Source organism: Enterococcus malodoratus (assembly GCF_027659535.1).
GTDB lineage: Bacteria > Bacillota > Bacilli > Lactobacillales > Enterococcaceae > Enterococcus_A > Enterococcus_A malodoratus.
The window spans coordinates 62,640-87,121 of sequence record NZ_JAQDPG010000001.1 but is presented as its reverse complement, the minus strand read 5'-3'; the positions used below and the strand labels follow the sequence as shown (position 1 = coordinate 87,121).

Sequence of the window (24,482 nt, the reverse complement as noted above, 5' to 3'; positions counted from 1 at the left end):
GATTTCTTCTATTAAAGAAGTGCAGGATCATTTTTCTATTGCTAATTGAAAAGTCCACTCGCTTTGACACCAAGTAAGGACTTCATTTTCAGTGTCACTACGCTCGCGACAAAGACCAGCAGAATATCACAGGAAAGATCGATCAGTGTCGTAACTGTCAAAATACTGGAAAGTGCGGCAAAATTTTGCGTTGCCAGTCGTAAAATCACCAGCTTATAGCCGATTCCGATTAGATGAATATAAAGCAGACTTGAATAATTGATTATCAGCATTCTTGTTAGCGGCGACCACTTTTGTTGTCGAACAAGTTGAGTCAGCAACGCCTGAATCAGTGGCAGCGTTGCGAAGGCCAGCAAAAAGCCAAAGGTCGGCTTAAAAACATAAGCGAAACCTCCGCCGCTGGCAAAAATTGGCAAACCGATAACACCCAAAACTAGATAGCTGATCATTATGATTGATCCGTCTTTTTTTCCTAGAAATGGATAGATCAGAAAAACGGTGATGATCTGTAACGATAAATAGTCTAACAAGGGCAATGAAATCACCAATTTTGCGGTTACGATCAATAAGGCGAAAAACAGCGCCATCCGTGTCATTTCATTAGTTCGCTTGCGATACATTTAATTGCCACTCCTTTACCAACTCGCTTTTTTTATCGGGTTCTGTTAGTTGACCCTCAATTTTTGTTAAATAGGGCACCCTTCCAATCACCGATAAACCGTTATAGCTCGCTATAATTTCAAGAGAAGTCTGATCATAAGCGTTCTCTTTCTTGGAGGTATTATTAATCAATCCAGCAATCGGAATCCCTCGATTTTTCAGAGCCTCGGTCGTCAACAGCGCGTGGTTGATCGTCCCAAGGTAATTATCAACCACCACAATCACCGGCAGTTGAAGTGCTTCGACAAAATCAATCATCAACGTAGTTTCATTGAGCGGCGACATTAATCCCCCGGCCATTTCAAGCAGTAGCGGCCGGTTTTTCGTTTGTAATAAGACCGTCTCATGTACCATTTGATCCACATCAATTGTTTTTTCAGCTAAGTGGCTGGCTGTGTGAATCGATGTCTCTGAGGTCATCGTGTAAAAATTGAAGATATTCTGCCGATTGATTTGACAGGCTTGATAAAAATCGGTGTCTAAAGCAGCGCCTGTTTGAACAGGTTTAACCAGTATTGGCTCTAGTTTTTTCCGCTTCTTCAAATAGTCATAGAGCAGAACGCTCACGACGGATTTTCCACAATCCGTACCAATTCCGCAAATGATGTACTGATTACTCATCGGCCGCTCCTTCAACAGCTAAACCCAGTAGATCCAGCATTTTTTGATCCGTTGAGATCGCCGCCCCTTTTTCCGTCAAATAATCCCCCAGAAAGATCGAATCAACGATTAAAACGGCTAGTTGCTGCAATTCGCTCAAATGGAATTCTCTTCCGGCACTCACCCTCAATTCGGTCTCCGGAAAAACCATTCTCAGCATGGTTAAAATTTTCAAACATTTTAGAGGCGTTAATGGCTGCTGCTTTTCAAGGGCTGTCCCCTCGATCGGCAATAAAAAATTGATTGGAACCGAGTATGGCTGCTGTTCCTTCAATTCAAAGGCCAAGTCTACCAATTGTTCATTCGATTCGCCCATGCCGCAAATAAAACCAGAACAGATATTTAACTCATGTTCGCGCAGTTTTTTCAGCGTATTCAACCGATCATCATAGCTGTGGGTCGTTGCGATCGAAGAATAGTTTTCTCGACTGGTGTTTAAATTGTGATTGAAGCGGTCGGTGCCGCAGCTTTTCAAATAAACGATCTGTTCATCCGTCACCAACCCGATCGACAAGCAAATTTCGATCGCCATCATTTTTTTGATTGCCTGGATCGTCTCGCCTAAAACCAGCACCTCTTGTCGTGACGGACGTTTCCCGCTCAATGCAATACAAAAAACGCTGGAATGATTTTTCTTGGCGATCAAAGCCTTGCGCAAAATTTCCTCTTTTGGCAGCAAATCGTATTCGTCGATCGCCGCGGTACTTTTCTTTGATTGCGAGCAGTAGCCGCAATCCTCGCTGCATAATCCGCTTTTGGCGTTCAGCAGTGAATTCAAGCGAATCCGGTTCCCAGATTTAGTTGCCTTGATTTGCAGGGCGGCCGCATAATACTGCCACCAATTATTATCGGAATGCAAAATTTCTAAACAATCTGCTTTAGAAATCGCCGCCTTCGTTTCAGCTGTTACTGTCAAAAAAAGCCCTCCTTATTTTCGTTAACCAATTATAATTCAAAGGTTAACGAAAATAAAGAGGATTCAGCAAAAAAATTTACAGAAAAAGTCAGTTCATAAAAAAATAGTATTGAGAGAAACGCTGAAGGTTCCTCTCAACACTATAATTACGTTTAAAATGGATACTGGCCTTTGCCTGATTTGGTGGTTACCCATTGTGTTCGAGTGAATTCTTCTAATACCCATTCACCGTTGAAACGTCCGATACCGGAATTCTTTTCTCCGCCGAAAGGTGCGTTTGGTTGATCATCGACGGTCAAGCCGTTGATGTGGCACATTCCAGCCTCGATTTCATTCGCTAATGCTCGCCCTTTAGTTAAATCTTTTGTAAATAGTGCGCTGGACAAGCCATATTCGGTATCATTGGCTGCTTGGATCGCTGCATCCGTATCCTTTACCTTCAAAATTGGCAAAACGGGGCCGAAAATTTCCTGATGGAAAATCTCCAACGCAGGATCTTCCGAGACCAGTACCACTGGTTCCACTACTTGCCCTTTGATTGATCCTTCTACTAGGAACTGCGCGTTTGAATCTTTTGCCTGTTGGATGATTTCTTGGATTTGATCCGTTTGTTTTTGATTAATGATCGGACCAACAACGGTTCCCTCTTTTGCGGGATCTCCAACAGTTAGTTTTTTCACTCGTTCAACGACTTTAGCAACAAATTCGTCAAAGACTGATTCCACCACGATCGCACGATTAGCGGCCATGCAGATTTGTCCTGAGTGCATGAATTTGCTGACGATCAATGATTGCGCCGCTTCTTCAATATCTGCATCGTCCAATACGATAAAGGGTGAATTGCCGCCGAGTTCTAAAGCGACTTGTTTGATCTTCTTCCCGCTCATCGCATGACTGGCAATGTTTTTGCCAACAGCTGTAGAGCCCGTAAAGGAAATAAAGCTTGGGATCGGATGTCCGACAAAATAATCGCCAATTTCACTCCCGCTGCCGACAGTCACATTTACTAAGCCCGCTGGGACACCTGCTTCTTCAAAAATTGCGGCTGGCAGAAGTCCGCCTGTTACTGGACTGTCACTCGCCGGCTTGATAACGACGCCATTCCCTGCCGCAAGCGCCGGAGCCAATGAACGCATCGTTAAATGGAACGGAAAATTCCAGGGACTGATGATCCCGATCACACCAACTGGACGATGGGTCGCAAAGCTCTCTTCACCCGGTGTATTGGTAGGAAGTATTTTTCCTTCCATTCGCATCGGGAAGCTCGCTGCTTCTTCGGTGATTCCTCTGGCCAGACTGACTTCAAGTCCAGCCTTGATTTGTGTCGCACCGCCTTCTTTGATTAGCCATTCGACGATCTCCGCCTGTTTTTCTTCCATCAATTCAGCCGCTTTGCTGATAACGGCACTGCGCTCTTGAGGCGTTTGCTTCATCCATTCTTTCTGTGCTTTTTGAGCGGCTTGATAGGCCTCATCGACATCTTCTGTATTCGCTCCTTGGATCTTCAGGAACGTCTCTTGCGTGTAGGGATTCTTATCCTCATTCACATGCTCTGAATCATTACCTTGCTTCCATTTTCCGCCAATAAATTGTTTGTCGAATTGTTTTTCCATATTCTCCACCTCTCCTATTATCTATCCATCATAGAATACGTTTTCAATAAAAAGCAAAAATCCGGCTCAAAAAGACAGATCGGATCGATCTGCCTTGATAAAACTTTTATACTTATTCATGAATCAATTTTTCGACTGGTTGAAGTTGTTGGTGGTTAGAAAGACTGATATTATAGTCTTTTTTTATTTTAATGTAAAAAAAAGGATAAAATCAATCACTGATTTTATCCTACTCAAGCTATTCAATTACCGCGCCGACAAAGCTGACGACTTTATCAAACAAATTTCCAAAGAAACTTGAAACACTCTGCCATAATCCGCCAAAGTCTGGATTGGCAATAAAGTTTTGGACCTGTGAAATGACCTGATCCTTATATACATAAATGATAAATAGCAAGAACAATACGCCGGCAATGCGCCATAAGACTGACCCGACCTTTACAACAAAGAAAACCAGCAACGCGATAAATGCAATAGCTATCAACTGATCCATCTTGAATTCCCCCTCTTTCGTGGATACCTCTTTATATACTGCAATGTCCATCCAATTGCACATCAATTAACTTATAGGAATAGTATGCCTCTTTTTTTACTCGCTGACATGGGTCGAAAGTCTGATATCTATTCGGGAAATTTATAAAAAATAAACGTTCAGGTTTATGTAAGCGCTGTTTATATCGGTGTAATCAGACTTTTAACAAACAATAAAAGAAAACAGACTTTATTTCTTTGTATTTTAACAGAAATTTTCTCACAAACTCTAAGCGTATTTACGCTGTATTAAAAATTATTCTCGTTACTATAGAATTAAAATAAAGCGTTGAAGGAGTCGTATTTGTGTCAACAATTACAGAACAAGCCTTAGAAGAACTAAGTCCCTTTGAATTGAGTCTCTTTTTGGAACAAAAGATCCATGAGAATAAGAATGTTACCAACCTTTTGAATGCCGGACGGGGAAATCCAAACTGGACCGCCCCTACGCCGCGGGAAGCCTATTTCTTACTAGGTCAATTCGCCACGCAAGAAACCTTATTCGGGCCGGGCGAACTAACCGCCGGAATGATCCAAGCCAATAGCGGCCGCAGTGAACGTTTCGTTGAATTTTTAGCTGCGCACCCTGGTAAAGGCGCCGACTTTTTAAAGAAAATCTGGTTTTCTGACAATAACTATTTAGGTATGCCCAAAGAAGCTTGGCTAACAGACATGCTGGATCATATTATTGGCGACAATTACCCAAATCCAGTGCGTTGTTTAACTGCCTGCGAAGGACCAATCAAAGCTTATTTGAATCAAGAACTTTTCTCTGACAGCAAAACGCCTTTTGACATTTTTGCCGTGGAAGGCGGAACAGCAGGTATCTGCTACATTTTTGACACGCTGTTGAATAATTTTCTATTGAATCGCGGAGATAAAATTGCTTTGATGCTGCCAACCTTTGCGCCTTATTTGGAAATTCCTGAATTGCCAAAATATGCCTTTGACATCGTCAAGGTTCAAGCAAAACAAACCATGGTCGACGGCAAAATGACCTATCAATACCCAGATTCAGAAATCAACAAACTGCGGGATTCTGAGATCAAAGCGGTCTTTGTGGTCAACCCAAGCAATCCGACAGCCAATGCGCTTGCCCAACCAACGATCGATCTGTTGAAGGACATCGTAGCGACGGACAATCCTGAATTGATGATTTTGACCGACGATGTGTACGGCACGTTCGTCCCTGTCTTCACTTCTCTGTTTTCAGAGATTCCATACAACACCGCCTGCATTTATTCGTACTCAAAATATTTTGGTGCTACCGGCTGGCGTGTAGGTACGATCGCTGTAGCCAAACACAATCTGTTTGACGAGTTGATCGCTAATCTGTCGCAAGAAAAAATCGAACAATTGAACGAACGTTACGCTTCGTTGACCGCTGATCCAACAACGATCACCTTCATTGATCGGATCGTTGCCGACAGCCGTGACGTTGCCTTGAACCACGCTGCTGGACTTTCAGCTCCGCAACAGGTGATGATGGTAATGTTCAGCTTGTACAGCCTGTTGGATGAAGGCCAAGCCTACAAAGCCGAAGTCATGGATATTTGCCGCCAACGGGAAAAATTATTATTTAGTACATTAGGCTTGCAAGAACCGTTGGAAGATTTAGATACCGCCTACTATTGCGAAATCAATTACGAAGACTGGACCCGTAAACGTTACGGCAACGCCTTCGCTGATTATTTGAAGAATAAATGGACCGTAACGAAAGTCCTAACTTCCCTAGCGGAAAAAGAACAATTGATGCTTTTGAAAGCTAACGCCTTTGGCAGCAGTGAATGGGCCGTTCGCGTTTCCTTAGCCAACCTTGCCACCAATCAATATCCGGAAGTTGGCAAACGCATCATTCGTTTGACCGATGATATCCGCGATCAATGGATGAAAACGAAATAGCGTAAAAGGCTTGAGATGCTTGGGTATCTCAAGCCTTTTCTTATGCCCGCTCATTGACTGAAACACCTTGTATTTTCCTACAATCCTTTTTTAACCAAGAAAAAAACCTTCCACAAACGTGAAAGGTCAGATATGAAAACGAGTATTTATTGTAAAACTTCTATCATAACATCGTAGTCTTCTTCCGTTACATTTCCAGCATAGTTTGGTGTGAGCAGTGATAGCGTACCTGCCTGATTGACGATCAAGTAAAGATTTCTGCCCACACCATAATCACGATCATCTGGATTCGTTAGACGTCCCGTCAAAGTGATCATGGTATTTGCGTTAACACTGCGAATGGGGTTGCCTCCTGCACCAAATACCCGAATCGTTTTTGTTTCGACATTGCTGACAGTCATACTATAGACCGTTTCAACAAGAAAATAATCATCTTCCGATTCAATAATAGTCTTGCCGCCAGATGATTGGTCGACAAAAGTTACTGTTCCTTCATTGAAATTCACGCGAGCCGAAACTGGCACATTTGCCCCAGTAAACGTAAATGTCAGCGGATTGCTTAAGGTATTAACCCTCACTGCATAGGGATACGCAGAAAGATCTTCCGTTTCAGGCGCAGCAGGCTGCTCTTTGACTTCTGGTAAAGCCGGTTGTTCTGCGACTGATTCGCCAACTGCTTTTGTATCATCAATTTTTTGTTCTGGTGTAATAACGGATTGAGAATAGATTGAACCATCTTTTTCTTTTATCGTCACTACGTTTCCATCGATACTGATAATCCGACCAACAGGCAAGCGATACTCCTCACCCGAGCTTAAGTCAATGCCGTTGATTTCAGCAAGACGTTCATAGCGAATATTGATCTTTTGACCAATCGCCCAAAGAGTGTCCCCTCGTTTTAACGTATATTCTTTTTGACCACTGGTGATTTCAATTTCACTGACTAAATTCGCCCGCCACTTCGCAGCATTAGCCACATTGGGGAGAACCATTCCGCCTAACAACATTCCAGTAAGAACAAGACCCTTAATCCTTTTTTTCACATTGATTCCTCCTACCCTTTTTAAAATAATTATTGAATAGTATTCTATTCGCATATTATTATTTATATTATTCAATAATAACAGATTGATTAACGTTTGTGTTCTTTTTTATCGATAAAGATAATATTAATGATCATTTTACAGACGTTTTTCAATAAATATTCTTACACACATCTTTGACAGTAACTAACTTTATCCGTGAAAATATCCCCAACAAACTAAACTTGGTCTTGGATTAGTAAATTTTCAGCCGATTCTTACACCACCTGATCAAAGTTCATTAATTGGATGAGGAAAACAAGAGCCAATTGGCTGTTTTAAAATGAAGAATGAATGTATTATAGTAAATAAATGATTAAGCGTGAATCGGAGGGATTTTTAATGAAAAAAGTAGCAACAATCGCCGGCTCAGATGCCACTGGCGGAGGCGGATTAGAAGCAGACTTGAAGACCTTTCAAGAATTTGGGACATTTGGCTTGGCGGCGATCACCTCGATCGTCACCCTTGATCCGGAAAACGGGGCCCATCATTTACGAAGTCTCCCATCTAACCTGATTCAAGAACAAATCGCTTCAGTCTTCGCGGGACCGATCGACGCGATCAAAACTGGACTGCTTCCCTCGCAGGAAATTATCGGGTTGGTCAGTGATCTGATTCCTAAAAATATCCCGCTGATCGTTGATCCGGTCATCGGCGGCAAAGGCACGCAAGACTTTATTAAAAACGAACAGGTGCAAGCTTTGCGGGAAAAACTACTGCCGATGGCATTGGTTACCACGCCAAATTTGCGTGAAGCCGGCATTTTATCGGAAATGGGCGAACTGACTTCCGAGAAGCAAATGGAACAGGCCGCAAAAAAGATCGCCCTGCTTGGCGCGAAGCATATCGTAATCAAGGGCGGCGCTCGGCTCGATTCCAAACAAACTTTGGATCTGTATTACGATGGCTTGAATGTTCACCGTTATCCGCATCCCGTTATCGACACCCCCTACAATCATGGCGCGGGGTGTACTTTTGCGGCGGCGATTACCGCAGCGATTGCCAAAGGCTACCCAATTGAACGGGCTATCAAACTGGCGATTGATTTTGTTCAGGCCGCGATTGCGATGGGGGAACAAATCAATCCTTATGTAGGTCATGTTTGGCATGGTGCCTACACTCACGGAGAAAAACGATTGGAGTATTCAGATGAACAGTGATAAACGAATTCAAAACTTAGTATTGATTGCCTTATTTGCCGCATTGACTTTTATTGGCACGATGATCAAGATTCCTTTACCGACGGGAGCCTTTATTCATTTCGGGAACTCGGTGGTTCTTTTAGCAGTTTTATTGATTGGCTATTGGCAAGGATCGCTGGCTGGCGGGATCGGCTTTTTCATTTTTGATATCATGAACGGCTTTGCTAGCGAGGCCCCCTATTTTCTAATTGAGAGTTTTGTGGTCGGCGCGGCCGCTTATGCTGCCTTTGCTATTTTCAAACGCAAACCCAGCCGTGTTTACCAAATTATCGTGATCGGAATCTTTGCCGGCATCGCCAAATTTATCATGTCCGTGATCAAAGTGACCGTCATGGGAATGATCGCCGGTGCTCAACTGAAACCGGCCTTCTTCGCGGCGATCGCAACCATGCCTGCGACTGTGATCAATATCTTTTCGACCATTTTGATCGTCAGCCTCGTGTTCTTCCCATTAAGACGCGCGATGCAATTGATCTTTCACAATCAGCCCGTTTAATGCTATACTAAGCTTCCTTGGCAGGGGCGAAAGCTTATACGAAAGACCGCAGCAATCACGCTGCGGTCTTTTTGTATTTAGCTAAATTTTATACCGTTCATAGTAACTTTTGGCCTTTTCTTGATGAATCTGAAAAATAATCGTATAGAAATGAGTTTCCGAGGTCGGTGTCTCACTCAATTGCGCCAATAAAGCCTTCATTTTTGGCTGATATTCTGGAAAAGCTAGATACAATTGAACCAAATTTTCGATAAATTTCAGTTGGATCAGCAAATACAGATCGTCGGACGCTTGGACGATTTCTTTATAGGTAGTTAAGGCGGCTTGTGCCGCTTCAATGTCATTGATGATCAATAAACTTTGGACACGATTGAAATGCAGATCCCCTATTTCTTCATAATAAATTTTTAGATTTAAGTCCGCGTATTTTTCCAATTCATGCATGATTCGTTTGTAGATTTCCGCCGCTTTGTCTCGCTCCTTTTCAGAAAGTGACAACAGCACCAATTTGCTCAATTTGATTTCTTTTAAGGTCCACATTTTGGCATTTTCAAGTTCAGAGACGATTTCACTAAACGGTGCTCGTGAAAATTTATAAAAATTTGTGTTGGTAATCAGCACTAAAAGATAGGCCTGAATAGCTAAATATCGTAACTCTTTGTTTGAGTCACGGCAGTATTCTTCATAGAGATCGTACAGTTCCTCAAACTTCCCATTTTTATAAAGTTGATCGATTGTATTTTGCGAAAATGCCGCATCGTTCGTTTGGCTTTGATTTTTGAAATACTCAAACTCTTCATATGTGATTCCCAGATTAGTGAGAAACGCTTCAAATTTAGTGATTTCCACTGAATATTTTCCTGCTTCGAAATCACTGTAAAAGGTTTTTGATACAATCCCCGTATAGACCTCTTTTTGGGTAAAACCTTTGGCCTTTCGAATTTGTTTAATTATTTCGCTGTACATTGCATCCTCCGATTCGTAAATTCCTGTATACAGGAATTATAACGGTATTTTGCTGGCCTGCCCATGCTATATTTTAAAAAACGAACTCTTGGAGGAATAAACTATGTTTAAAACAGCACTTAAATTAATCGGTTTGGCAATCAGCCTAACCCTCATCATCAGTCTTTTTTCAGCAGCAAGCGTCATCCTTGGCGTAAGTGAAAATGGCACAATTCTGTTTCAAATCGCGGCCTTCCTGCTTTTTGCGCTTTTCCTGATTTTCTATATGAAGAAAAAAGATCCAACCTTAAAACAATTCGGCTTCACTAACGGAAACGCAACTAAAAAATTGATCGCCTTCATCGCTTTGATCGTTCTGATTCAACCGCTTTTTTGCGGTATTAATTTCTCATTGTCCGTTTCGACACTTTTACTGATTGTTCTGCAAATGATTTTAGTGGGCTTTGTTGAAGAAACTCTTTTTCGCAGCATCTTTTTCTACTATTTAAAGGGACGCGATCCGAAGGTTTACATCTGCTTTTCCAGTATCGTATTTGGTATTCTGCATATCGCCAGCGGTTTGAATCCTGAGGCTGCTCCAGCCCTAGTTGTTCTGCAAATCATTAACGCGTTATTGCTGGGCGGCGTCTTCTCGCTTTTGTATTATTCAACAAAATCCATTTATACCGTCATCACTTTTCACGCTTTGTTTAATATTTTCGCCTCACTATCAGCGCCCGGATCGTTGGCGCAAAATTTGTGGGCCGTTTCTCTTCTATCGATCAGCTATCTTGCTTTTTTGATCATCTATCCAAAGTTTCGAGTACCTGCGGCAACCTCTTTATAAAAAGAAATCAGGAACGAAGAGTGGATTCCTTTCGTTCCTGATTTTATTCACTTCATTGAATCCAATTGTTTTTTTGAGTCGCAAAAGACCTGCCAGATTTTTATTTGCTGATCTGCTGCAACTACTTTCCAAGCAGCGGGAAGTGCCCACTGTTTTTCTGCTTGTCCTAAATAAGAGCCGCTCGCCCTCCCAATCAGTACCGCACATGACTCATTAGCCAGGTATTCTTCAATCTCGATTTGATAATCCGGGAACCATTCAAAATAACCTGACCACCCGCTCTTCATCGCTTCTTTATTTTCGCTCTTCCCATACGTATCAATAAATTGAAAATCCTCTGCCATCATTTCAATCAGCTGCGGAACATTCTGCTGATTGATCGCTTCAACGAATTGTTCAATTATTTTACGCCGCATGTATTTTACCTCCCCAAAAACACTTTTCTTCTATAGTATAGCAGGATTAAAATAGGTATATCCTCTAGTAAGTGGTTACCGTAAATGAATTTCGTCAAATCGCAAAAAAATAGTTCCTTAAAAAGAATATTTATGCCGTTTGAAGTAGTGTATCATTGTAAGTGTCACGTTTACCCGTTAAGAAAGCGAGCCGATTATGATACCTATTCACATCTGCGAAGATGATCAAGGGATGTTGGACTTTTTACGAAAAAAAATCACGGACATCTGTATGTTTGAAGAATACGATTTTGAAGTCACCCTAGCAGCCACTCAGCCGGAAAAATTGCTGAACAAGCTTTCGGCTAATCCGACACAAGGAATTTATTTTCTTGATGTGGAATTGCAGGATGAAAAATTGAATGGCTTTGAGTTGGGAAAACAGATCCGCCAGCTCGATACCCGAGGCTTTATCGTTTATATCACGACACATACCGAGCTATTAAGCGAAACCTTCAAGTACCGAGTAGAAGCGATGGACTATATCGCAAAGGACGACAGCCAGCACCTGCTGGAACGGATAGCTCTGAGTTTAGCGGAGATCAACAATCGCTGTAAACAGGATCGACGCGCGGAAAAAGAATTTTTCTCTGTCCAGCGCATGAACGATAGTTCCTATGTTCCGCTGGCGGAGATCATTTACTTTGAGACTTCTGCTAAGAAACATGTGTTGAACCTGGTTACTGAGGAAGCCTTTATTGAATTTTATGGTAAACTGGCGGATATTCAGGAACAGCTGGGGGAGAAATTTATTCGGACCCATCGTTCTTATCTCGTCAATTGCGACTATATTGCCGGTATTGTTAAAAAGGAAAAGCTGGTGCAATTGACCAATGGCAATACTGTTTTACTCTCTAGAAACAAGATAAATGATGTCAACATACGTCTGAGTGAACAAAAAGGAGGTGCCTGATGGTTGAACTGATTGATTATCTTAAATCGTTTCCTTTTCTCGCCCTGCCCTTGCTGTTAAACGATATCATTGCTCTATTTTTTATTTTTAAAGTACTCACCGGTCACGTGAAGATGAAACGTTTGCTGCCGGCCAGTTTCATCCTGTTGGGTCTGCTAATTGTTCTACAAGTCTTTATTCAATTTAAACTCAGAGAATCAAGCCTGTTGCTCACGCATCGCGTCCTTTTCTTTGCGGCCGAGGGTTTTCTTTTTATCGTTGCCCTGTCTCTAGTTATTCGATTGTACGTAAAAAATATTGCGCTCTATAAAACCATGGTGCTTGCGATGCTGATAATGCACATTAGTATTGTCGTTGAAGTGGTTGTTTCCTTAGTAATCGTCTTTATTATTCTAGCAATGGGGCACGGCGATCTGATCCCGTTCTCCAGTCTCTGGATTTCTTTATTGATTTATCTGACCAATAATGTCTTTCTTTTTGCCCTGCTTTTTTTCATGCTTCGGACCCGCTTTCTCGCTGGCTTGAATGATATCCTTGAAAACCGCTCACTCAGTCTAAAAATATTTTGGCTGGCTGCAATGATTGACTTATCTTTCTATTTCCTGCTTCATCATGAAAGAGGATCGAATAATTGGAATATGATGCTGCTGGTCATTGTTACTGCCGGTTTTTTATTGTGCCTGCTGCTTTTTGTGTTCTATTCAAGATACCTGAGTAAAACACTGGAACTAGAACAATCCCAACTGTTGCTTCTTCAGCAGCAATCCTATATGAAGCAGCTTGAAAAAATTCAGTTTGAGCTGCGAGGAGTTCAGCACGATTATAAAAATTTGATCACAGGTCTCTACCTGCATGCCAAAGATGGAGACAACGAAAAAATTCAGACATACATTGAAAAGTCCCTTTTGAATTTGGATGAAGGGATTCAAGAAGAAATGAAATGGAGCAGCCAATTGGCCAGCATTTCTTCCCCTGAGCTTAAAGGGCTCTTGCTTTCAAAAATGATCTTAGCCAAACAGCATGATATTCTCTTCAACTTGGAAGTCGCCGAATCGGTGGATGAAATAAAAATGTCGATTTCTGATTTTCTCCGCTGCATTGGTATTCTTTTAGATAATGCTGTCGAGGCGGTCGAAAAAGAAGCAGTGAACCGCCGAATCGATATTCTTTTAATAAAAGAAACGGACAAGCTTACCTTAGTTGTCAAAAATCCTTGTACCGAAAAGGTCAATCTCGCCAAAATCAGAAATCGCGGTTTTTCCACCAAAGGACCCTATCGCGGGCTAGGGTTATCGATCTATCAAGAAGTTGTTCAGAAATACAACAATATTTTAAGCGAAACCAAACAGCAAAATGGCGAATTTATTCAGGAGCTGGCCATTTTCGAATCCGTATAAGTTTCTTTAGGATGATAAACCGACCATTTAGGACGACCTGTCCCAATGGTCGGTTTTTTCTTGTAAACTTTTTTATACAAGACCGAAACTATTTTATTGAGGAGTGAAACAATGTATATGAAGGAACGAAATGAAAAAAAGCAGCTGGCAATCTTTTCTATGATCGCCTTTGGTCTGCCTGTTATTATGGGGTTGTTTATGTGGTATGGGTACAGCAATAATAAAAATCTGGATCTTTTTTCAATGGCTCACATGTACTATCCCGCTGCTGGTGCGATGATCGCCCTGCTGCTCAGCAACAGCAATCATAAGCTGATCCCTAAACCTTTTTTTATCTGCTATCTTCTGCAAACGGCCATGATGATCGGCATCAGTCTTTTCAGTCTATTTTCTAATAGCGAAGCCCTTCCGCAACTGTCAGGATTATTGATGATCGTTGGCGGACTGCTATTATGGCTCTGCCTGCTCATTGCCAAAAAAGATCGGCGCGCAGCCTATGGCCTGAGCCGTAAAAATTGGAAGGCCACGGTTTGGATGGTCGCCCTTTACGTGATTTTGTATACCGCTCGGATGGTCGTCGCGTATGCTGCTGAGGGGAACTTTTCGGGGATGTTGGAGATATTCACTAAATCAGCGGTTTGGATCGCCCTATTGTCCACCTTAGTTTCCTACATTCCGCTCTTCGTCCCATACTTTGGGGAGGAATATGGCTGGCGCTACTTTTTCCAGCCAATTTTGCAAAAGCGCTACGGATCACTTAAAGGTGTTTTGATTCTCGACGTATTGTGGGGCCTTTGGCACTTGCCGCTGAACTTTTTCTTTTATACTTCTCCGGCGGATGGCCTTATCTCAGTGACTAATCAAGTCGTTGTTTGTCTGACTTTAGGGATTTTTTATGCTTACGCCTATATGAAAACCGACAACATTTGGACAGTCGTCGCCATGCACTTTTTAAATAATAATCTCGTTCCGATTTTCTCTGGCGATTTAACGGGGGAATCAGCGAAGGGCTACAGCATCACGTGGAGTATGGTCGGCATGATGGCGATTCTTATGACCATTTGTTACGCTTGGCCGGCCTTAACCAAATTCTTCAAGGATCGCGGCAACCTTAACCCAACCCCTGAGCATCGCGCGGATACGGTAGCTTACAACTTAGAGAATGAAAATGAACAAAAAACAGCAACTCTGAATCAATCACCCGCGAAATAATAAGAAAGATTACAGCAAAATCTGCTGTAGTCTTTTTTTTCGGCATGATTGCATTACTTATTGTGGTCCAAATTTTAAATAATTAAAATATTTTATGAATGGAAATTTGTTTTATTATTTCATTTTAATGTGTTATAATTTTATTTGTAAGTCTGTTATTAAATGAAAGGAGGATTACTGATGACTTTTTTTGAACAAGAAAAACCATACCGCGTAACATTTGACTTAGAAGAAAACATCTTTATCGTTTACTCTACTGTTACCGGCCAACAAGGAACTGGAATCACCATTGAACAAGCGATCTATGATTTAAAAAAACCTGCCTAAGGAGCGCACATCTCAATGAATGAAGCCTATAATTAAAAGCCTCTGCTGACGAATCGAAAGCAGGGGCTTTTTTGTGTGCTCAACTTACATATTTGTTCGTTGCCTATAAGCTAAATCAATGTTTCTTCCCTCTCCTTTCAAGTTATACTAAAGCAACGAAAAATACGGAGGTTGAAAAATCATGAAAAAATTGTTATTTCCATTCTTCGCAGTAAGTTATTTGTTGGCTCACATAACATTACATATGTCACTTTATCCGATTGATTGGTTATCTAATCTATTCAATAAGTAAGTCTTCCAGTTTTGGCAAAACAAAAGAGAAAAAGGAGCGGGAAAAATGGTTGAAATGATGATGCAATTTTTTGGCGGTCTGATCCAGTGGGCAGTCGAATTCTTTGGGCAAATGATCGATGTTGTTTCTGATATCCTCATCTATTTATTTTCTGCCCAGCTATAAAATTCACGGAGTCCTTAAAAAGGGCTCTTTTTTGCTTGACTATCCCCTGCTTTTATTAGATGATGAGAAATTGAGTAAGAAAGTAGGAGAAACATGAGTATCTTAGATTTAACAGGTATCGCTCAACAATTTGGCGATAAGATTTTGTATGAAGATTTAGAATTGCATTTGAATAAAGGGGAACATCTAGGGCTGATTGGACAGAACGGGGCCGGAAAAAGTACCTTGATCAAAATCATTACGGGGGAACAATTACCTGATGAAGGCACCATCGCATGGCAAAAAAATATCCATGTCGGTTATTTGGATCAATATGTTGAAGTCGATCCAACCTTATCCATCAAGGATTTTTTGAAAACCGCTTATGCAGCGGATTTTGCCAAAGAGGCGCAAATCGGTGAACTTTACATGGAATACAGCGAATCTATGAACGATAAACTGCTGGAAAAAGCCGGTCGCTTGCAAACCGAGTTGGACCAAGGCGATTTTTATCAGATCGATACCTTGATTGCTGAAATGAGCAGCGGCTTAGGCTTGGATGTCTTAGGGATGGACACACCATTGGAAGATTTGAGCGGCGGACAACGCTCAAAACTGATTCTGGCAAAATTATTGCTGGAAAAACCAGACGTCTTGATTCTTGACGAACCGACCAACCACTTAGATGACGAGCATGTCGCTTGGTTAAGCCAGTTTTTACAAGATTTTAACGGCACCTTTGTAGTAATTTCCCATGATCGCGATTTTTTAAATCAGATCACGACCCATATTGCCGATATTGAATTTGGTAAATTAACCAAATACACTGGGAATTTAACAAAAGCCTTAAAACAAAAAGAACAATTCCAAGAAACGTACATGAAACAGTACGCGTCACAAAAAAAGCAGATCGAAAAAACCGAAGCATATATCCGCAAATACAAAGCTGGTTCTCGTTCAACCATGGCAAAAAGCCGGCAAAAACAATTAGACAAAGTCGAACGTTTGACGCCGCCTTCTTCTAACGCGATCGCACACTTTGAGTTTCCTTATGCACCGATCGTGACAACTTTGGCGCTTGAAACGACCGATCTCGAGATCGGCTATCAAAGACCCTTATTGCCGCCCATCAATATGACGCTGCGTTATGGCGAAAAAGTCGCGATTCGCGGATTCAACGGTATCGGTAAATCAACGCTGCTGAAAACATTGATCGAAGCAATTCCGAAAATTGACGGGGAATTTCATTTTCCGGCCAATACTAAGATCAATTATTTCGAGCAAGATCTGCAATGGGAAAATCCTTACCAAACCCCATTACAATATCTAAGCGAGCATTTTCCGAAAGAAACGGTCAAAGAATTGCGCAAGCATTTGGCGAAAGCTGGCCTGCCGAATCAGTTAGCTCAAGAACCCTTGAGTACCCTAAGCGGTGGCGAGCAAACCAAAGTCAAGCTTTGCCAATTGACGATGCAAAAAGGCAACTTCCTGATTCTCGATGAACCGACCAACCATATTGATCAAGCCACAAAAGATAGTTTGCGTGAAAGCCTAGCGAATTTCGCTGGTACGGTTATCGTGGTTTCCCATGAAGAGGGCTTCTATCAAGATTGGACCGATCGTGTTATTGAGATCAGCCAATAATCAAATAAATTAACTCGAATGAACCATGCCTAATCGCTCCAACAGTCGCCAGCGCCTTTTTTTCGGCGGCTCTGTTGGAGCTTTTATTTGATTTGGCGGAGATTCAAGCAATTGATTTCCAGCAAAAAACTGTTCACCGATCACAGCTCCTTCTGACGTTTGAACTGCGCTGTTAAAGATTTGTGCAGTCATTCCAGTGATTTTCGTTCCTAATTTGGCTATTTTTTCTGCCAACCAGTTCTTCGAAGAAAGCAAACGAGCAACCATCTTCCGCCATTCCTGAGCAGTAAAATAATCCTTGAAATAGTTAAAATAGCGGCGCAGCGTCCGTGTAGCCTTGGTCTTCAAAAATACATGGCGCGCCAAATCCTTCAGCATCCAGCGAAAGTCCTCCGTCCCTAACTCATCCCGAACTTGCAGCGCTATCAAATACTTGATGGCCATGTCCCCATTTTCTGTTTCCTGATAAAAATTGGTGATTCTTTTTTCCAACGTTTTTCTTTTCAAGTGAAATAATTGCTGTGGCGTGAATAATTGCTTTTTCGTCTTGCTTCCTCCTCTCTAGCTTTACGCCTACACTGTAAATCATTTGCAAACATTTTACAAATCACCCGAAATAGCGCTTTCACAAATGAGCATGCTACGTATTATCCCATCGACAGGAAGAATTTATTTTTATTTAAATCTATAATTAAAAAATAAAAAAACTTTCGTTGTTTGATTAATAAAATTTTTTGAATAAAATGAAGGTTTTTTTACTCGCTCTATCACTAATAAATGGGCTTATGATAGTATTTAATTAGTCAATCACGGACTCAACTGTTGGTTGAGTGGCTTTTTCGCCCTTTCAATCAACAGTTTATTGCTTATCAAATGACTCGGAGGGTAAACTTATGGTAGAGATCGGAACCAAATTAAAAGAATTGAGACAAGCAAAGGAAATGTCGCAAAAGCAATTGGCGGACCACCTGCATGTCACTCCCCAAACTGTTTCTAAGTGGGAGCTTAATAAAAGTTATCCCGATTTGGATACGCTGCTGCAGCTAAGTGAATTTTTCCAGATCTCAACAGATAAGCTGCTGGGAAATTCCAAGCCGTCATTTCTTCACGCACTCTTTTCTAAAAAAGGAGAAAATACCATGAAAAAGAAAGAGACCGATTCTAAACCAAGTTATCCAGAAGGAGACGTTCCAAAAGCGGTGAAAGTCGAAAATGCCGCCAATATTCTGATCATCACCTTTGACAATGGCGATATACGTTACTTGAAATCACATTATCTGAATGATTACCTAGATGCCTATTCATTAACCAAAGGCCGAGGCAAACGCCGCTTATTAATTGGCGGTGGTCCGACAATAATGTGGCTAGGCACTGACATCGAGATTCTGGAGGATGGTACGGTTCTGCTATTCGGTAAAGACAGCTACTCACCACAAGAGCTTTGGTACGAAAGTCAGTCTAGAGCTACAGGCTTATAAGAACAAACGAAAAAGGCTTCTCATTCGAGAGGCCTTTTTGCTTTAGCTCCATTGAAGCTCGTTTCTTTCTTGTAAAGTCAGTCCAAAACTTTTGTAATGTTCCTGTATTCGCTGCTGTAAATTTGGGATCACCGCACCTTTTTTGACTAATACGTCCACTCCGGCCGGTGTCACCAACGATTTTTCAAAACGAATCACTAATACATCGCCCTTCACCGTCACGACCTTCCAGCGGCTGCTTAAAAGCTTCAAAATTCCTAAACCGCGCCAAACAAATTGCTCCGCAACTAAGCGATCGATGCCTTTGATTTGTTTTGTTTTGCCATTCGCTTCGTATTCAACTAAATCAAGTAATTCCACCGCATTTTTCTCGGTTCGTTTATACGTGATTCGGGGATTTTTTCTTTTATCGGTCAGCCACATTGGAAAGTTCGTCCCTTTTATTTCCCAGGTGCCATCTAATTGAGTATGCCAATCTGTCATATTCTCACCTCATATTCTTCTTTTAAGTGTAAATTAAAACTGATTTATGCCAAAGAAATATGCTTTTAATTAATTTTAGGCATACCGAATCTTTTTCTTTTCTTTTCCTGATTTTGGGTGTATTATTGCATCGTAGAAAAGTTTAGAGAAAGGTGGGAGCGTCTTGAGTACAAAAAATCATCCCCTTTTAGAACATACAAACGGACTTTCATTAGAGGAAGTCAACGGTACGATCAAAGTACCGAAAGGAAAAAGTTTCTGGCGAACACTCCTCGCCTATTCAGGACCGGGAGCGTTAGTCGCTGTCGGCTATATGGACCCAGGTAACTGGTCAACTTCTATCACTGGTGGTCAAAATTTCCAATATCTATTGATGTCGGTCATTTTGCTTTCTAGTTTGGTAGCGATGCTGCTGCAATACATGGCTGCTAAACTAGGAATCGTCACTCGAATGGACTTGGCCCAAGCAATCCGTGCGAGAACCAGCCGATCATTAGGAATCGTCCTTTGGATCTTGACCGAATTGGCTATCATGGCAACCGATATTGCGGAAGTTATCGGGGCAGCCATCGCGCTGTATTTATTGTTTAACATTCCACTAGTCATCGCCGTTTTCATCACGGTCTTTGACGTATTCTTACTGCTGCTGTTAACAAAAGTCGGGTTTCGAAAAATCGAAGCCATCGTGGTATGTTTGATTTTCGTGATTCTCTTCGTCTTTATTTATCAAGTAGCCCTGTCCAATCCCGATTGGGGCAATGTGTTGAAAGGTTTCGTTCCAACTCATGAAACCTTCGCCGACTCTCCTGCGATTGGCGGACAAACACCATTGACTGGAGCTCTTGGTATTATCGGAGCAACCGTAATGCCCCATAACCTTTACTTGCATTCAGCCGTTTCACAAACACGTGCCATCGATCATGACGATGAAGAAGAAGTCGCAAGTGCGGTTCGTTTCACAACTTGGGATTCAAACATCCAATTGTCATTAGCCTTTCTAGTCAATGCTTTGCTTTTGATCATGGGTGTGGCGGTCTTCAAAACAGGAACCGTCAAAGATCCGTCATTCTTCGGATTGTATGAAGCATTATCTAATCCTGATACTTTGAGTAACGGTATTTTAGGAAGTGTCGCTAAGACTGGCGCGTTATCAACCTTATTCGCAGTCGCACTTCTAGCTTCTGGTCAAAATTCAACAATCACTGGTACCTTGACTGGACAAGTTATTATGGAAGGCTTCGTTCATATGCGGATGCCAATCTGGTTGCGTCGTTTAGTCACTCGGCTGATCTCAGTCGTTCCCGTATTAATCTGTGTGCTGTTAACTCGCGGCAGTACCGTGGTTGAAGAACATGAAGCATTGAACAATTTAATGAACAATTCGCAAGTTTTCCTAGCTTTCGCCTTACCGTTCTCTATGCTGCCGTTATTAATGATGACGAACAGCTCGGCGGAAATGGGGGAACGCTTTAAGAACAAATGGTTCGTTCAACTCCTAGGTTGGGTATCCGTTATCGGATTGACTTATCTGAACTTGATCGGATTACCTAGTCAAGTCGAAGGATTCTTCGGTGACACCCCTTCCGCTGCGGAAATCATCACGGCAGATACGATTGCTTATGTATTAATCGCCGCTGTTCTTGCTTTGCTCGTTTGGACGATTGTCGAACTCTACAAAGGTAATAAACGCGTCGCACTTGCTACTAAGGAAATGGAAGAAGATTTGTCGGAATAACTCTTCCTTCTGTAAATGATGCGTTTTAAATCACTAAAGAAAAAACCTTTTGATCAATTAAGCTCGTGATTCGCAGCCTATTCGATCGAAAGGTTTTTTTATTCGATTCTCTCGCAAACGGTTCGTTTTTCGCCTCACAAAGCGGCCATAAAATCATAGGCTTGTTGGGCGATAAGCTCAGGCTTTTCAGACATCAATAAATGACCGGCATCTATGTGAATCAATGGGACATTATGTTCAAGTGCGAATTGCTTTTTATGCTTTAGCCAAGATCCCGGCTTGCTTCCCATCATTTCGAATTTACCTGAATAGAATAAAATCATCGGTTTATTTAAAATACCTTGTTCCTCTATAAGCTGAGCAGCCTTGAGATATTCCGGTGTTTCTTTGTCGACATTTTTATACATTGTTGTGTTAAACAACAGCTTCATTTGTTCCTTGTCATGAACAGACAGATCTTTTTCAATGGCCGATAAGTCCACTATCCCATTCATCATGGCGACACCCGATAATCGGTGCACTCCAATAAATGCTAAAAGCTTTACCAGTTTAAGTACGAATGGATTGATTTTGCTAGCTGAAACGGCTTGGGGAACAGCCATATCTAATCCTAGAATACCGGCGATTTCATCGGGGTATCTGTGTGCCCAATAAAGAGCCTCCAATCCTGCTGCCGAATGAGGAAGCAGAATATATTGCCGATCACCTTCCCCGACAAGACTTAACGCTGTACGAGTTTCCGAAAGAATCCTATCAACATCTCGCGGTTGATCGGTTTCCTCAGAATAGCCAAACCCAGGCCTCTCTACTAACGCGATTCTGTGGGTTTTCGAAAGCTTTGAATACAATGGACGGAAAGTAAAAACCGGAAATGGATCGCTGCTTCCCACTAGAAAGACTAACAATGGCGCGTTTTCATTTGCGTGTTCGCCTTCTAAATAGACATGCATCTTTTGCCCAGCCACTTCCACAACTTCGCCAGGTGCTTCCAATCGCTCATACTCCGACGATGAGCGCGTTTGATGAACAACCGTCAATACAGCTAAAAATAAAACTACGACAGCAATGACTCCGGCAATTATTAATAGAATCAACATGATAGAATCCCTCCTTAAGATAATGGTTCAATGTATCTATTCTTCAAAAGCTGAGTAAAAAACTTAGTCAATTTCAGCTTTATTGAACCTGAATCAGTCTACTACATAGAGCCCTTTTGATAAAAACTTGCAACTGCTTCAATGATTTCATCTTCTACGATATCAACACCCAATTGTTTCATCATGTGCTGTAAAAAGCGAAAACGTTTTACAACTACCTCACTATCACCGGGAAATACGTCCGTATCACACCAGAAATTGAGCATCAGTAAAAATACATCCGCACATTCATCCGGAAACTCTGTGGTAATACTTCCATCTTCTATCCCTTCACGTATAACAGCTGCAATTATGGGTGCTAATTTTTCTAGGCTGTTTTGAATAGATCCTAGTATGACTTGGGGACTGCCTGCAACACTGGCAATCATCGTGCTGGACTCATTAACTGTTTCATCAGTTAAATTTAGTTTGAGTAAACGGCTAAGTTTTTCTTTAGCTGTTAGTCCCTGCATGTCCATCAGCCATCCGCTGACTGTTTCTGCCACACGCTCAAATTCCTTCTCCATCACTGCATTAAAAATCGCTTCTTTAGAATCAAAGTGATAAAAAATGGCCCCTTTTGACATCCCCAAAGCATTCACAATATCTTGCATACTGGTCTTATCGTATCCTTTTTCGATAAATAGTTTTGAAGAAACAGAAACAATATTTTCGATTGTTTGTTTTGGATTATTTTTTCTCGGCATTTTTATACCTCCTAAATAAAAAACCAACGGTCGGTTTTTATAAGTTTAGCAATCGTTTTTGGTCTTGTCAATTGAGAAATTGACTTTCATCCGCTATATCTCAATAATTGGAATCATTTTTACCAGCCGAAACAAAAAAAAGAAATCCCTGATGATAGGATTTCTGCTTTTTATTTGTCCGGATACCAATTGATTCCCGCCTTTTTGGCTTGCGAAAACAATTGCCGATAGCTCAGTTGATATTCTTGATCGTCCTTAATAAAATGGGTGCCGCATTGACGGAATTCAAAGGCAACACCTTTAGAAATTGCTTCTTCACGTAATTTCAACATCCAATCGTAGTTTAATGACCGAGCATTTTTATGATACTCCCCGCCGGCTACGACCACTTCAATATCCGTCAGATAATCACGGATCGTTATTTCTTCAAGCAAAGGCTGGCAGGCAATCGTTTTATGCTTAATCGGCAATTTTTGTAGTAAGGATAACCGCTGATCCGCTCTGGCTTGATTTTCTACCGAGACACCGATCGTGACATTCTCATAGCCATCGCCCCAATTCTCCGGCACACAATCCATCAATCGTTCGATTCGCTTAGTCAAAAACATAAAGTTCAAATCGCTGCGCTCTTTAATCATTTGCCAGCACTCATCCCGCCACGGGTCTGCCTCTTCGACTAAGAAATCACTAGAAAAGCAAACGAAAACTCTTTGGCCGCCCTTCATTTTATAGCCATTCTTCGTTTTTCTGATCGGTGCATCAAACTGGGCTGTTTTTTCGATCTTATTTGTATCGACAGCGCGCTTTTTGTCCCCTTCATGAATAAAACAATATTTGCATCCTTCGCTGACGCGGCGGCAGCCTCGCCATGGATTCCAAGCTCCCATGCACTCTCACCTGCTTTTTTCTTTTATCATATCAAATTTCGTGAGCGATTTCTTTATTCGCCCAAAAATACACCTCTTTTACTGCGTTTATCCTAAAGATATTTTGCTCTGGTATAATCAAGGAAAATCAAGAACAGGAGCATCAAACTATGGAATTCAGAAAAATTGAGGATCTAACTGATTGGAATCGCAAGCAAGCCTATGAGCATTTCACTCACAATGTCAAAAATACCATCACATTGACTGCGGATATTGATGTCACAAATGTCGTCGTCCAATGCAAAGAAAAACAGCTTCGTTTTTATGCGTCATTTATTCATTTGGTATCCGCTGCCGTAAATAAATTTGACGAATTTAAGATGGGCTATGACGAACAGGGAAATGCTGGAATCTGGCAAAATGTGTCACCATCATACACGATGTTTCACGACGAAGATCATTCTTTTCACAACCTTTATACGGCCTATGATCCCTCTTTCGCCACATTTTATAAAAATGCCGTTGGTGACATTGAAGCAAACCGCGACACTGCCGGAATTGATTGGAGCAACACCCCCCGCAATTTATTTTATATTTCCTGCATTCCTTGGATGTACTATAAAGATTTTAGTCTGCAAATGTACAATGAGCGCCCCAATTTGGAGCCAATTATTACTTGGGGAAAATATCAGTCTATCAATGGACGACTCATGCTGCCATTTACCATTCAAATCAGTCATGCGGCAGCTGACGGCTATCATATTTCACAACTTTATGCAGAGCTTCAGCAGCTTTCCAATGATTTTTGTCCAATGTAGAGCATGTCAAAAGCCATCAG

General features: G+C 41.6%; 25 protein-coding genes. 12 read left to right on the top strand and 13 right to left on the bottom strand.

Annotated features, from left to right (window positions below):
• Positions 1-41: 41 nt before the first annotated feature.
• From PGP85_RS00450 to PGP85_RS00430, 5 genes are all read right to left on the bottom strand, one after another.
• Positions 42-620 (bottom strand): biotin transporter BioY, encoded by a 579-nt coding sequence (locus PGP85_RS00450; protein ID WP_010741821.1) that lies wholly within the window; start codon positions 618-620, stop codon positions 42-44.
• Positions 601-1,281, bottom strand: a complete 681-nt coding sequence (bioD, locus tag PGP85_RS00445; protein ID WP_270325519.1) for a dethiobiotin synthase — start codon at positions 1,279-1,281, stop codon at positions 601-603. Before bioD ends, PGP85_RS00450 begins: the two co-directional genes overlap by 20 nt.
• Entirely contained in the window at positions 1,274-2,236 is a 963-nt protein-coding gene (gene bioB, locus PGP85_RS00440) for a biotin synthase BioB (RefSeq protein WP_270325518.1), read from the bottom strand. Before bioB ends, bioD begins: the two co-directional genes overlap by 8 nt.
• A 152-nt stretch (positions 2,237-2,388) precedes the next feature.
• On the bottom strand, positions 2,389-3,849 hold the full coding sequence (locus PGP85_RS00435) for an aldehyde dehydrogenase family protein (protein ID WP_270325517.1): 1,461 nt from the start codon (positions 3,847-3,849) through the stop codon (positions 2,389-2,391).
• Positions 3,850-4,087: 238 nt separating this feature from the next.
• On the bottom strand, positions 4,088-4,342 hold the full coding sequence (locus PGP85_RS00430) for a hypothetical protein (protein ID WP_010741817.1): 255 nt from the start codon (positions 4,340-4,342) through the stop codon (positions 4,088-4,090).
• Between the two features lie 344 nt (positions 4,343-4,686).
• Between PGP85_RS00430 and aspD the strand changes: the two genes are divergently transcribed.
• Positions 4,687-6,282, top strand: a complete 1,596-nt coding sequence (gene aspD / locus PGP85_RS00425; protein ID WP_010741816.1) for an aspartate 4-decarboxylase — start codon at positions 4,687-4,689, stop codon at positions 6,280-6,282.
• A gap of 146 nt (positions 6,283-6,428) precedes the next feature.
• On the opposite strand, the gene PGP85_RS00420 is transcribed toward aspD, so the two are convergent.
• Positions 6,429-7,325, bottom strand: coding sequence for a LysM peptidoglycan-binding domain-containing protein (locus PGP85_RS00420; protein WP_010741815.1), 897 nt, complete (start codon positions 7,323-7,325; stop codon positions 6,429-6,431).
• Between the two features lie 381 nt (positions 7,326-7,706).
• Here PGP85_RS00420 and thiD point away from each other — a divergent pair, with 381 nt between their 5' ends.
• Entirely contained in the window at positions 7,707-8,525 is an 819-nt protein-coding gene (gene thiD / locus PGP85_RS00415) for a bifunctional hydroxymethylpyrimidine kinase/phosphomethylpyrimidine kinase (RefSeq protein WP_270325516.1), read from the top strand.
• Positions 8,515-9,063 (top strand): ECF transporter S component, encoded by a 549-nt coding sequence (locus PGP85_RS00410; protein WP_010741813.1) that lies wholly within the window; start codon positions 8,515-8,517, stop codon positions 9,061-9,063. The genes thiD and PGP85_RS00410 overlap by 11 nt, the downstream gene beginning before the upstream one ends.
• 81 nt (positions 9,064-9,144) lie before the next feature.
• Here PGP85_RS00410 and PGP85_RS00405 read toward each other — a convergent pair whose 3' ends face one another.
• Positions 9,145-10,029 carry a helix-turn-helix domain-containing protein gene (locus PGP85_RS00405; protein WP_010741812.1) on the bottom strand — a complete coding sequence of 295 codons (885 nt, stop codon included), beginning with the start codon at positions 10,027-10,029 and terminating at the stop codon, positions 9,145-9,147.
• 103 nt (positions 10,030-10,132) lie between these two features.
• Here PGP85_RS00405 and PGP85_RS00400 point away from each other — a divergent pair, with 103 nt between their 5' ends.
• Entirely contained in the window at positions 10,133-10,855 is a 723-nt protein-coding gene (locus tag PGP85_RS00400; protein WP_010741811.1) for a CPBP family intramembrane glutamic endopeptidase, read from the top strand.
• A 47-nt stretch (positions 10,856-10,902) separates the two neighbouring features.
• Here PGP85_RS00400 and PGP85_RS00395 read toward each other — a convergent pair whose 3' ends face one another.
• Positions 10,903-11,271: a nuclear transport factor 2 family protein gene (locus tag PGP85_RS00395; RefSeq protein ID WP_270325515.1), complete on the bottom strand. Its 369-nt coding sequence runs from the start codon at positions 11,269-11,271 to the stop codon at positions 10,903-10,905.
• Positions 11,272-11,467: 196 nt separating this feature from the next.
• Here PGP85_RS00395 and PGP85_RS00390 point away from each other — a divergent pair, with 196 nt between their 5' ends.
• From PGP85_RS00390 to PGP85_RS00370, 5 genes are all read left to right on the top strand, one after another.
• On the top strand, positions 11,468-12,223 hold the full coding sequence (locus tag PGP85_RS00390) for a LytR/AlgR family response regulator transcription factor (protein ID WP_010741809.1): 756 nt from the start codon (positions 11,468-11,470) through the stop codon (positions 12,221-12,223).
• Positions 12,223-13,620: a sensor histidine kinase gene (locus PGP85_RS00385; protein WP_270325514.1), complete on the top strand. Its 1,398-nt coding sequence runs from the start codon at positions 12,223-12,225 to the stop codon at positions 13,618-13,620. Before PGP85_RS00390 ends, PGP85_RS00385 begins: the two co-directional genes overlap by 1 nt.
• Positions 13,621-13,731: 111 nt before the next feature.
• Positions 13,732-14,832: a CPBP family intramembrane glutamic endopeptidase gene (locus tag PGP85_RS00380; protein ID WP_270325513.1), complete on the top strand. Its 1,101-nt coding sequence runs from the start codon at positions 13,732-13,734 to the stop codon at positions 14,830-14,832.
• A 180-nt stretch (positions 14,833-15,012) separates the two neighbouring features.
• Positions 15,013-15,159 carry a hypothetical protein gene (locus PGP85_RS00375; protein ID WP_010741806.1) on the top strand — a complete coding sequence of 49 codons (147 nt, stop codon included), beginning with the start codon at positions 15,013-15,015 and terminating at the stop codon, positions 15,157-15,159.
• Between the two features lie 550 nt (positions 15,160-15,709).
• Positions 15,710-17,239, top strand: a complete 1,530-nt coding sequence (locus PGP85_RS00370; protein ID WP_010741803.1) for an ABC-F family ATP-binding cassette domain-containing protein — start codon at positions 15,710-15,712, stop codon at positions 17,237-17,239.
• A 9-nt stretch (positions 17,240-17,248) separates the two neighbouring features.
• On the opposite strand, the gene PGP85_RS21310 is transcribed toward PGP85_RS00370, so the two are convergent.
• Positions 17,249-17,731: a hypothetical protein gene (locus PGP85_RS21310; RefSeq protein WP_333490231.1), complete on the bottom strand. Its 483-nt coding sequence runs from the start codon at positions 17,729-17,731 to the stop codon at positions 17,249-17,251.
• Between the two features lie 401 nt (positions 17,732-18,132).
• On the opposite strand from PGP85_RS21310, the gene PGP85_RS00360 reads away from it, so the two are divergent.
• Complete coding sequence (locus PGP85_RS00360; RefSeq protein ID WP_270325512.1) at positions 18,133-18,717, top strand: helix-turn-helix domain-containing protein; 585 nt, start codon at positions 18,133-18,135, stop codon at positions 18,715-18,717.
• A 42-nt stretch (positions 18,718-18,759) separates the two neighbouring features.
• Here the strand turns inward: PGP85_RS00360 and PGP85_RS00355 are convergent, their stop codons facing one another.
• Entirely contained in the window at positions 18,760-19,200 is a 441-nt protein-coding gene (locus tag PGP85_RS00355; protein WP_010741800.1) for a hypothetical protein, read from the bottom strand.
• A gap of 163 nt (positions 19,201-19,363) precedes the next feature.
• Here PGP85_RS00355 and PGP85_RS00350 point away from each other — a divergent pair, with 163 nt between their 5' ends.
• Positions 19,364-20,935: an Nramp family divalent metal transporter gene (locus PGP85_RS00350; RefSeq protein ID WP_010741799.1), complete on the top strand. Its 1,572-nt coding sequence runs from the start codon at positions 19,364-19,366 to the stop codon at positions 20,933-20,935.
• A gap of 134 nt (positions 20,936-21,069) precedes the next feature.
• Here the strand turns inward: PGP85_RS00350 and PGP85_RS00345 are convergent, their stop codons facing one another.
• The 3 genes from PGP85_RS00345 to PGP85_RS00335 all read right to left on the bottom strand — a co-directional run bounded on the left by PGP85_RS00345 (position 21,070) and on the right by PGP85_RS00335 (position 23,665).
• Positions 21,070-22,032 (bottom strand): alpha/beta hydrolase, encoded by a 963-nt coding sequence (locus PGP85_RS00345; protein ID WP_270325511.1) that lies wholly within the window; start codon positions 22,030-22,032, stop codon positions 21,070-21,072.
• 101 nt (positions 22,033-22,133) lie between these two features.
• Complete coding sequence (locus tag PGP85_RS00340; RefSeq protein ID WP_010741797.1) at positions 22,134-22,778, bottom strand: TetR/AcrR family transcriptional regulator; 645 nt, start codon at positions 22,776-22,778, stop codon at positions 22,134-22,136.
• Between the two features lie 170 nt (positions 22,779-22,948).
• Positions 22,949-23,665: a DUF5131 family protein gene (locus PGP85_RS00335; protein ID WP_270325510.1), complete on the bottom strand. Its 717-nt coding sequence runs from the start codon at positions 23,663-23,665 to the stop codon at positions 22,949-22,951.
• A 149-nt stretch (positions 23,666-23,814) separates the two neighbouring features.
• Here PGP85_RS00335 and PGP85_RS00330 point away from each other — a divergent pair, with 149 nt between their 5' ends.
• Complete coding sequence (locus PGP85_RS00330; protein WP_270325509.1) at positions 23,815-24,462, top strand: CatA-like O-acetyltransferase; 648 nt, start codon at positions 23,815-23,817, stop codon at positions 24,460-24,462.
• Positions 24,463-24,482 lie beyond the last annotated feature (20 nt).